The organism is Anaplasma phagocytophilum (genome assembly GCF_023476575.1).
GTDB classification, from domain to species: domain Bacteria; phylum Pseudomonadota; class Alphaproteobacteria; order Rickettsiales; family Anaplasmataceae; genus Anaplasma; species Anaplasma phagocytophilum_A.
On the sequence record NZ_JAHLEX010000035.1, the window covers coordinates 1 to 10,585 of the forward strand.

General features: G+C 41.6%; 9 protein-coding genes, 1 tRNA gene and 1 pseudogene. 3 read left to right on the forward strand and 8 right to left on the reverse strand.

Annotated features, from left to right (window positions below; all coding sequences use genetic code 11):
• Nucleotides 1–431: 431 nt before the first annotated feature.
• From KPX09_RS02635 to thiS, 7 genes and pseudogenes are all read right to left on the reverse strand, one after another.
• Nucleotides 432–715, reverse strand: a pseudogene (locus tag KPX09_RS02635) (P44/Msp2 family outer membrane protein); the annotation flags it as partial.
• A 377-nt stretch (nt 716–1,092) separates the two neighbouring features.
• Entirely contained in the window at nt 1,093–1,662 is a 570-nt protein-coding gene (locus KPX09_RS02640) for an RsmD family RNA methyltransferase (protein ID WP_249548834.1), read from the reverse strand.
• A 10-nt stretch (nt 1,663–1,672) separates the two neighbouring features.
• Nucleotides 1,673–2,818, reverse strand: a complete 1,146-nt coding sequence (locus KPX09_RS02645) for a SurA N-terminal domain-containing protein (RefSeq protein WP_249548835.1) — start codon at nt 2,816–2,818, stop codon at nt 1,673–1,675.
• Between the two features lie 167 nt (nt 2,819–2,985).
• Nucleotides 2,986–3,061 (reverse strand) — tRNA-His (locus tag KPX09_RS02650).
• 242 nt (nt 3,062–3,303) lie between these two features.
• Nucleotides 3,304–4,656, reverse strand: coding sequence for a glutamate--tRNA ligase (gene gltX, locus KPX09_RS02655; protein ID WP_249548836.1), 1,353 nt, complete (start codon nt 4,654–4,656; stop codon nt 3,304–3,306).
• A gap of 870 nt (nt 4,657–5,526) precedes the next feature.
• Nucleotides 5,527–6,312, reverse strand: a complete 786-nt coding sequence (locus KPX09_RS02660; RefSeq protein ID WP_249548842.1) for a thiazole synthase — start codon at nt 6,310–6,312, stop codon at nt 5,527–5,529.
• Nucleotides 6,313–6,345: 33 nt separating this feature from the next.
• Nucleotides 6,346–6,555: a sulfur carrier protein ThiS gene (gene thiS, locus KPX09_RS02665; protein WP_249548837.1), complete on the reverse strand. Its 210-nt coding sequence runs from the start codon at nt 6,553–6,555 to the stop codon at nt 6,346–6,348.
• Nucleotides 6,556–6,745: 190 nt separating this feature from the next.
• On the opposite strand from thiS, the gene KPX09_RS02670 reads away from it, so the two are divergent.
• Nucleotides 6,746–8,755: a hypothetical protein gene (locus KPX09_RS02670; protein ID WP_249548838.1), complete on the forward strand. Its 2,010-nt coding sequence runs from the start codon at nt 6,746–6,748 to the stop codon at nt 8,753–8,755.
• 441 nt (nt 8,756–9,196) lie between these two features.
• Here the strand turns inward: KPX09_RS02670 and KPX09_RS02675 are convergent, their stop codons facing one another.
• The gene (locus tag KPX09_RS02675) at nt 9,197–9,763 is read right to left on the reverse strand and encodes a NifU family protein (protein WP_249548839.1); all 567 of its coding nucleotides are present in this window, start codon (nt 9,761–9,763) and stop codon (nt 9,197–9,199) included.
• Nucleotides 9,764–9,956: 193 nt separating this feature from the next.
• Here KPX09_RS02675 and KPX09_RS02680 point away from each other — a divergent pair, with 193 nt between their 5' ends.
• Nucleotides 9,957–10,262 carry a DnaJ domain-containing protein gene (locus KPX09_RS02680; RefSeq protein ID WP_249548840.1) on the forward strand — a complete coding sequence of 102 codons (306 nt, stop codon included), beginning with the start codon at nt 9,957–9,959 and terminating at the stop codon, nt 10,260–10,262.
• Between the two features lie 115 nt (nt 10,263–10,377).
• Nucleotides 10,378–10,585: FAD-dependent oxidoreductase (locus KPX09_RS02685; RefSeq protein WP_249548841.1), on the forward strand; the 208-nt coding region annotated here is incomplete at its 3' end.

A 10,585-nucleotide genomic window follows, 5' to 3' on the forward strand; every position in this document is an offset into this window, starting at 1 on the left:
GAATCACAACCAAGAATCTAAAAAACAGGGATTTGAACACATAAGATGAGTATATATCAAAACAGGATGACATTATAGCAATGAAATGTTCGATAAATCATGTAGCATCACCAATTCTGTATATATATTACGAAAAAACATACCTAGAGACTGATTCTAGATAAACGTAGTAACGCAGTTACTTATCTGTACTACCACAGGCAAAGACCTAGCATGTTACTTATGCATATGCTACGGTGCTAGCAGCTGCTTTGAAAATTTGTACGTGCCTGGATATGGATTTGCAGATATGGAGTTTTCAGTACCTCAAGAGAACAAGGCATTTGAGATGCTGCTGGCAAGTTAGCTATTCTAGCATCTGATATGGAAGGCTCAGAAATCCTAAAACACGCCTCTAATACATTGAATCACGAATGAGAAGCAAAGATTAACTAAATTCCCCACCGACCGACATAAGTCATGGAAAAGTTAACAATAGCAGTATACCTAGTACGCACAGCAGGACTCGTATCATCATCTACAAGACGTTGAGCAGGAAGATCATCATAAATCGCCATCCCCCACAACACGATGGTATAACCCATCCAGTAAAAGCCGAGATTTCCGGAGAAAGCTAATGACTCAAACCAGCCTTTAACCTATAAGCAAGCTTAGGAGTGATATGTCCATCAACAACTCCAACGAAGTTACCGCCTAGACCAACACAAGCATAAGGAAACAACACCTAGGCTTTTTCCTAATTTCTTAGTCTCGTTCTAATAATAAGAATTATTATGACTGTACTGTCGTAACCACATGCTTTACACAGGAATTAGTCCACTAGATCTGCTCTTGAGAGCATTTCCTTCGCCTTTTTCTACATCCAACCTGCGTAAATTTTAATGTCAGACACTTCACTATAAAACCTGCACCGTAAAACCATGTTCTTCCTGGCTGTATAGGACTAAAACACAGACTCCTGCGTTATATGTGAGAATTAAATGCTTCGCATATGCATACGCTAGTGCCATGCTTTGGGTTCGTAGGATGTCTTATTCAGAAATAGCCCTGTAAAAATTTTATACTGTATATAATGCAGAATAAAACAAGACGCTAAATCCTATCTTGCTTCCCGGCTACCTGCAATAACATCAATTCTGAACATCCGTATACTCGCGTTTGCATCAAGGTGTACTCTTTCGGAATCGCAACCTGTTTTTCGCCTTTTCTGATACGCAAGACAACTATACCTCCATCAACGCACCATACCCTCTCTCTTAACGCTTTCAGAGTCACCTCCACCAACTCTGGTCTACAATACGGAGGATCTACAAAAGTTAGATTATACTGCCGCTCAGCATAAGCAAGATGCTGCACATCACAACACAAAATACTTAATAACTTCTCCACTCCTAAACTTGTAGCAGTCCTTCTTACTAATTTCAAATTTGCAGCATTAATATCAACCAAACATGCATGTTTAGCACCTCTAGAAAGAGCTTCAAATGAAAGAGAACCGCTACCACAGAAGAGATCACATACCAGCGCATCCTCTATGGAGATGTAAGCACGCAAAATATTGAATATTGCTTCGCGAATAACCGACATCGCAGGCCGGGCATCCAACGCATTTCCGGTGAATATCCGCCTACCTCTATATTTTCCTGAAGTTATACGTATCATGAAAGCACAGCTAGAATCTCTTAATGAAATGACGCCTTCTCATACTTTCCATCAAACGCGTACTAGCAACAACTAACTTATTAGTGTATGCAGCATGCTTCATTCTCGCTATTTCATCAGCAGTTAGCTCTCCACCCTCAGAGATACCACACAACATGATCAGATCTACCCTGCCATCACCGCTGTCTGAGCGCAAAACCTCATCGGGCTTAGCACCTTCTAACATCAACTGAAGCTTCGATGAAAGATCCCTAACACGCACCACCACGTCCCCGGGCTCAAACCCTAAAGTTTTGACAACATCCGCAAAACTAGAACATCCCACACCGCGCACTCTAAGATCATCCAGTATACTCTCCGCTTCCTTTGCCGGCACAGAAAGCTGCTTCATACTAACGACGCTATTCATGAACCTTTTTTTCACCCGCACCTTACTTAGCAGCTTGAGTAATAAATGCCCCTTGTCTATCCTAACAGGGCCAATTACAGACCCCTCCTTCGCACGTAGCAGCGAGACTTTCAGATCATGAACGAAGCCACCTGCAGATGCACCCATAGTACGATCTACGTATACACCGTGCTCTCGATACCTCTCAGCTATCTTGCTCAGCTCAACACCTTTGTGCAGCTCACTAGCCACTGAATCAAGTACCGCACCTGCCCTAAAAGGAACAAATACCTGCTCTAAATCTAACACTGTTTCTAAAGCATCTGACTTCGCTTCAGCCACATATTGAGAAACCTCTTCCTCTGCAACAGACAAAAACGGCGCCACCCCAGTGGAAAGTATCTTGCTCCAAATTACCCTAGACCTGACATGTGACTCAATGGACGCAACATCCAAACCGTTACCAGCCGCACATTCATCCAAACTCTGCCCACTGCACACACCTAGCACAGAAAACAACCGCTCCACCTCCTGTGCTACTTCTTGCTTCTCAACGGTAATGCCCAGTTGCTTCGCTTCAAGCTCGAGAATAACCTCATCTATCAGCAGCCCCAATACCTCTCTTCTGTTACCCTCAGCGTAAGAAGTCTTATAAAAAAAACCATTCGCATGCTCCCTCCTATCTACATCAAGACTAGTCAGGACTTTATCATCTACTACGGCCTCTATCTTTACGGAAGCACACCCCTTGCCACAAGGTATAACCAAACATAAGAAACACAGCCAGGGAAACCAGCGAGACATCATCATAAACTACACATAGGCCAGGGTAGGGATTCTACTAGTAAAACACCCCCGTGTCAAAACTCTAATTTTCCAGGAGTATACCGCAAGGCACACATTATGTGCCCACAGCCAAACATACTACACACACGTGGGGCGAACGACCAGGATCGAACTGGCGACCTTCAGTGCCACAAACTGACGCTCCACCGATTGAGCTACGTCCGCCGCAGGCTAAACAACTACCATATCTCTCCCCTGGGAGTCAAGCAAGACATGTAAAGCTAAAGCGTCCGAGATAATTGCTGTAAAACAATTTTACATGAAAGCCAAAGGCATAGCACTCTTTCCAATACAACTGCTCACACTGCCATCAACAATAGCTAAACAACCAAAGCCTATAAAAAGCTCTCCTTCTGTATTATCACACCACTATACTCTCTTAAATTGCTATAAGATTTTACCTCATATCAACTGGCATTATGCCCCTTACTGGCACATTCAAGCCTTCTTACTACCTCTCCCCTGCCAATAAACGGTAATAGCTGAGCTAACCCTGGACCAGTAGTAACCCCAGTTGTGGCAAGCCTCAGTGGTAAAAGTACATCCCGCGTACTGCGATGAGAAGTCTCCTTTATCCTCTGCAACCAGACCTTACAAACATCTTCATCAAGCTCAGTATCAGGTAAAAGTGCCTTGGCCTCAGAAATAAAAGTCCTATCTTTATCATCTATCCTAGTTGTGATTTGAGAATTACAGATGTTAATCCACTCTCTCACATCTTCTATTGTGTTAACATTATCTCGTATCAGATACCAAAACTCCTCTGTGCACTCTAAACCTTGCTGCACAAACCTATCTTTCACTTTATCAAATGATAAACACTGTACTATTCTGCTGTTTAACCTACTTATATCATCAAGCGAAAACTTCACTGGGGCCTGGTTGAATGTGCGTATATCGAACGACTCTACCAGAACATCGTGATTCTCCTGTGGTTCCACTGGTAACGATGTCCCCATCCTCGCTAAGTAGCTTTTTATAGCCATAGGCTCCATACCAATATTCCTTAGGTGACGTATTTCAATATCGTTACTACCGATTCTCTTAGAAATTTTTGCATCCCGAAAATGGACAAGAGGTAAGTGGGCAAATACGGGAACTTTTGCTTTTAAGATATCGAAAATACATATTTGTGTCGCCGTATTGCTTACGTGGTCTTCACCCCGAATAATGTGCGTGATAGCAAAATCTATATCATCCACCACCGACGGAAACATGTATGTGTACGTACCATCTGTACGCTTAATGATCGGATCACTTATATTTTTCGCTTGAAACGACACCCTACCCCGCACTTCATCTTCCCAAGTGATTTCCCTGCTTTGATCAATCTTTAACCTAAAGTACGGCAATCTACCACTGCATGCTTGCCTTTCCTTCTCCGTCATCTTGAGAGCACTTCTGTCGTATATAGGAGGTAATCCCATCTTCAACATCATACTTCTCTTCATATCCAATTCTTCCTGAGTTTCATAGCAGGGGTAGATAACACCCTGATCTAGCAACAAATCGAATACTTCCTTATATCGTTCAAGCCTTGTGCTCTGCTGAAAACAAGAATCCCAATCCATCGCAAGCCAAGCCAGATCCTTCTTTATTCCCTCGATATATTTATGCTCAGACCTACTGGCATCAGTATCATCAATGCGCAGCAGAAATTTCCCCGATTCACTTCTTGCATACAGCCAACATATCAAAGCTGTTCTGGCATTTCCCACATGCATGTACCCAGTGGGACTTGGAGCAAATCTCGTTATCATATCTAACCTCTATAGCAACACAGCAACGTCCGGCTGTAGATACCAGAATTTAACCCCGTAATAACAAGCACTCGAAAACTCTGGCATTTATATCACCTGTTCCTTTATCAAAGTGACTACATATAAGCAACTTGAATCTTTATGATTTACCGGCATGTGTTTTCATTTTAGAATGCTTGCCTTGCAATGTCTTTGCGGTTAACGTGCGCTTTTTCAATGTTTACACTCATGAGTCAAGAAAATCTGAATACACTGGCGAAGGGTTTTGCGTAAAAGCGTTTCTTTTTGCGTTTTTATTTGCTACCTGTAAGGGACTGTGGCTCTTCTCATGTATAGTCTTTCTAGCATCTGGTGTTGCCTATGCTTTGTATGCTGCCAAAGTACTTTCCCTTCCTTTTTACTTCATCACAGGGCTGGTGATTAAGCTGTATGCAGGGTATTCATATAATGACTGGTTGCAGAGAAAGCTAGTACGGAAGAAATATGTGCTAACGGATGTAGTGCTCGCGCGCAACGTAATGCATGCTAAGTTAAAGTTCATGAAAAGACAGAATACTTCACACTGCAGTACCGCTAATGTGCCGCATAGTACGGGCTCATGAAGCCGATATGTTCTGCTTTTAAGCTGTTTTTCTGAGTTTGGCTTCTTCGCTCATAACTTGCACGCTGGAATGGTAGTAAGCATGCATCTTCGTGCTTAAGCATGACACCTCCATATACAACTCGTACCAAGCAGAAAATACACGCGAATCACGTGACGCATATGTGCACAACCTATACCTGCAGATTTTCCCTGTGATTTCGCACAGACCCTGCATAAGACAAGCGCCTTGCTTTCTCACCGCAAGTAACACATTCCGTAGCCAAGCTTTATGATTTATTCCGGTGCCAAAAGGGTGTATCAACCAAATTTGTACTGGCTACCGCTAGATCTCGCTTGTTGATGATACCAGCTTCATAACCCAGCCTACCGGATTCTATCGCATGTTTGAATGCAGATGCCATTTTCGATGGATCAATGGCTCTTGCTACTGCACTATTAAGTAATACACCATCGATCCCCTGTTCCATCACTACAGACGCATCTGATGGCCTTCCTACTCCAGCATCTACAATAAGAACTATATCCTTATACCTGTTACGCAATAATCGTAACCCGTGCATATCAAGCACTCCCAAACCCGAACCTATGGGAGATATTCCCGGCATAATTACGCGACACCCACAATCAATTAGGCGTTTGCATACTGTGAGATCGTCCGTACAATAGGGAAAAACATCAAAACCCTGGCTAATAAGTTCCTTAGCAGCCTCACACAATGCCACAACATCGGGGTGTAGGGTATAGTCATCACCAATAATTTCAAGTTTTATCCAAGTAGTATTAAAAATTTCTCTCGCCATTTGGGCCATGAGTACAGCATCCTTGACTGTGTAACAACCAGCAGTATTAGGTAAAACTCTACACCTGCTCTGCTTAACTATGTCCCAATAATCGTGCCCACCACCAATCTCTGGCATCTGCCTCGACAATGACACAGTTACCACTTCTGCACCTGAATTATGTAAGGATTTTTGTAAAATCTCTGGAGACGCAAATTGCGCGGATCCCATAAGCAATCTACTTCTTAGTTGTACCCCATATACATCCCACACAGTAATGCTCCTAAAATACAAAACTTCGCCACATCATCCACCTTGCATAGGATATACTATATCTATAACATCGCCTTTCTTTAGCTTATGTCCTTTATAGTTTGCCTTGGTAACCAGTACCCTATTAACCGCCACTGCAAAGGGTTCTCGTACATTACACTGCGATATAGCATCTGATAGCGTACACCCCGCATTTAGTGTTTCACTTTTTCCATTTATCTGAACATCAATAAAATCTTCCATCGTTCTGTCAATAAAAATTCAATTTTGCAACACATAGCATGTGTCTTATCAACCTATAATCCTTTCTCTAATAGTGCATAGTAAAAAAAAGCCCGAAAATTATTTATACCATACACGCAATCCACTTATTGCAGAGCCTATTGCACACTTACAATATTATGTTTATTTTAGCATAAATTTGGTACTCAAGATGCTACCGCAACACCAAAACTCGACAAAAGACGTAAGTTTTCTCAATGATAATACTTCCTTTTTCTCAACACCAGAATTCTATGGCTTTGCTAAACACCTAGTACACAAAGGCTCTCTTTCCTCCTTATTCGGATTCCTGTTAAGCTCGTCAGGTACAAATTCTGCTATGATGGATAATCCATATATTAGCATACTGTACAGCAATTTGAAGCTCACTGAAGAGGGCAAAAGTATCCTACTTAAGCACCAAAACGAACATTATCTTAGTGTATGGAGTACTGAAATATTCACAAGGATATTATCCACTCTAGCAATGGAGCAGCATACAGACACAGGTCTATCAATTCCAGACCTTACGCAACTTTTCTCATCGCAATTTATGTCACATTTTAAAAAAGAGAAAGTTTGCTGCATATATCGCACACAGTACCTTTCTTATGTACAGCAAATACTAGACAAATACTTCCAGCATTCACAGATCAAAACGCCTCTGATAGATGCTAATGTAATCGCGAAAACTCACCTAGACGTACTTGATGACTTGTTAAAGTATTATTCTTCGAGAGGAAATAGAAGATGTTGTCTACTACTAACATTTTTCGGTGCAAATTTTGAAGAACTATCTCAATCATGTCCTTCAGATTTATTGCGAGAGATATTACTCTACAAACAGAATGTTTCTTCCTTTTCCGAGTTAAGTATTAATGTTACAGAGGCAAAATGCAGGCAAGCAATCTCTTCTGCTATTAATAGCGAAGTATCAAAAGTCAATGCAGAATTAGAAAAAACCTTAGCTTTTGTACATGTGCCTTACCCATGGTATTGTCTTATAAAAAAGATACGACAGCTCTTCCATCGCTTTTTTTCTATACCAAAACTTGAACACATCTTAGACACTTTTAAACAGGTCGATGCAAGCTATAAAGCCAGTATTAGTTTTGGAGATTGCTCAGAATTTTTCTCGTCTTTGCATGATATTCGCAACACTTTTGATAGTGCTGAAAATAAATGCACTGCCAGACTTTTCTCTGCCCTAAAAGACATTCAATGCTCTTACCCCATACCCACGCACAGCAAATATATTTCCCATATAAGGAATTGCGAATCTACCTACAATCCAGTAAACCTAGATGAGGTTATCCTGCGCTCGAATAACAGGCTACAACGCATAAAACAAAAGTTATGCTTGCGTGTTCAGTCCATAAAAAACAGTGTCATACAAAAAAACTATAGCCATGCCAGCAATGCGCTGCCCACAGCGCATTTTGAAGACACCACCGCTCCAAAACCGTACGTGCTTACAAAACACACTGATATAAATGCTTCTTCAGACGACATATCTTCTTCAAATATATCAATTGCATCTAGCAATGACAACACGGCGGTACACACTAAAAAACACAAAAAGCGTACCATAACTAAGAAGAACTTACTAAAGGGAGTCCGCAATATTTTGCATGGCCCCCGTTCAAGGTTTTTACACAATATATATCTAAAAAAATCACACAAAATGCACCATGCGCTGTCGAAAAGCACCAAAGACATCTCACGCGCAGGCAAATATATGCATCCTCTCCCTAATGTCCCTACTGAGCAATATGCTTCTTGTAGCAGTATAGACGATGTCCTAGAATCTCAAAATCCCCAACCCACACAAATACCCCCAACAAGAACCCCAGAATCATCTGATATCCCAGCGCCACTTCTTTCACAGGAGTTACCCAACCCCTTACCCGAGAATACCTCTAAGAAGACAAAATTTAAACCACGTTTGGGCTTTAAAAGCAAAAAAATTGCACAACCAAGCATTAACGCTTCACATACTGAGCATAAGGAGATCAGCCACAATCTAGTACCTAAACTAAATCGAGATAAAAAGAAAGCGGCACCTGCGCTTCAAAGCAAAACATGCTCTGAACAAAATATGAAACCTAAAAAGAAAAAGACTTTTTTAAAATTGATTATGAGAAAGAAAGACATAAAAAAAGCATCCACTATAGCAATATAACACCACTAACAACTTTTATAATCACAAGAAAACGAAGCCTCATTTACTTGAGGCTTTCGCTTCATCAAAAATTCTTTTTTCCGCATTAGCCCCGAACATACTCCTTATCTGCTCCTTGTAGTAAACAGCAATCTGTCAAGCACCGCCGGCCTATATAAAAGGCTCAGAACAACTGTATCCATACTAAAATGCAAATTCTGCTCATGACACTTACGACACAAATAATCACTGAGCTTTCATCACAACACAACTGTACCACACGTAGCATCCTAAGATGTCCACGTCTCCACAGCACAAACAGTGTCATATGAACTTTACTTCCACAACACCAACAGCCTAGATATAACAGGATCTACAGCACTTCTTAAGATCAACAATCGCACTACTAGTAGCCTGATCAACTGCTATGGAGGTATTATATCTAGATCTAGCAAAAGACTGTCATATGCTTTCTACAGCCTTTATAGCAGGAATATAGTAACTCAGCATTCCATACACACCATCTTTGAGAGTCACTGCAGCACTAGGACATCCAGAACAAGCACCTCTGAGTTTGACAAACACAACCCCTTCTTTATATCCCCTAAACTTTATGTCACCACCATCTTGGGCGACTGCAGGTTTTACGTAATTCTCTATTAGCTCCTTGACCTGCTGCACTATTTCTGAGTCTTTCTCATCAAAAAACTCTTTTTCCCCATCTTCCGCACTAGCCTGAACGTGTTCCTTATCTGTCCCTTGCAACAAACAGTAATCTGTCATAACCACAAGCACTTCCGGTTTCAACACCTCCCACAATATGTTTTCTGCCTTTGTGATTGACACAAAATCCACGCCAAAAAACACCTTTTCTACACCTTCAACTTCAAACAACAACCTTGCTAAAGGAGAGGCTTGCGCATCATCAGCACTTAAAAACTCAGCACCACTATTTATTCCCACCACTTCAGCACTCAATAGAAACTTCAACGTATCTGGATTTGGAGTGCTCTCAATCTGTATAAACATAAACAAACCTTGCAATTATCTGAACCCTTAGGGTATAATTCCCGCTCCTGCGCAGGCTGAATAGTGCAGTGTAGGCAGTGTAGTGTAGTATATAGCGCAAATCAAGTTTCTTAGTGGCATGCTTCTGGCATTTGTTGTTTTCATGTGTGTTCTCGGTGCGCTGTTGCTCGTGCCAGTTTTGTTAGTGTTGGCGTTGTTTTTTCTAAACAAAAACGTGCTGATGCGCGCAAGCTTCGGCGAAGATTTCCGGGTAATTCTCAATAAATTCATGGCTGATATGCAAAGTAGGGCTTCATCTAATACGCAGTCAGATTTACGTGGAGGCATATCGCAAAAAGAGGCTTTGGAAATTCTCGGTTTAAGCCCTAACGCTTCTCGCGAGCAAATAATTGCAGCCTATCATAGACTGATGAAGAATTCTCACCCAGATAGAGGCGGATCAGCATACTTTGCCCAAAAGTTAAATCAAGCTCGCGACAGTTTGCTTGGTAACAAGTAGTCCCTGCATTCCTTATGGTCTGGATACTATTCGTGCCCTATTTCACCGTATCTGTCTGTATCCACAATGAAGTAAAGTAAACCTTATTTACATATTACTTTCTCCCCCTACTCACATGGACAAGTACGAAGTAGCAATAATCGGGAGTGGACCAGGGGGATATATAGCTGCTATTCGCGCGGCGCAGCTCGGATATGTGGAGCGTGAAGACAACCTGGGAGGCGTGTGCCTAAATTGGGGTTGCATTCCTACAAAAGCTTTGCTGAAATCTGCACAGTTATATAAAAAGATCCTGTCTGCTAGTTCCTTTGGTATTAAAGTTA

Excerpts from the sequence above, each read along its gene's own strand:
- thiS (WP_249548837.1), bottom strand. The coding sequence starts at position 6,555 with ATGGAAGATTTTATTGATGTTCAGATAAATGGAAAAAGTGAAACACTA.
- KPX09_RS02675 (WP_249548839.1), bottom strand. The coding sequence starts at position 9,763 with ATGTTTATACAGATTGAGAGCACTCCAAATCCAGATACGTTGAAGTTT.
- KPX09_RS02670 (WP_249548838.1), top strand. The coding sequence starts at position 6,746 with ATGCTACCGCAACACCAAAACTCGACAAAAGACGTAAGTTTTCTCAAT.
- KPX09_RS02640 (WP_249548834.1), bottom strand. The coding sequence starts at position 1,662 with ATGATACGTATAACTTCAGGAAAATATAGAGGTAGGCGGATATTCACC.
- gltX (WP_249548836.1), bottom strand. The coding sequence starts at position 4,656 with ATGATAACGAGATTTGCTCCAAGTCCCACTGGGTACATGCATGTGGGA.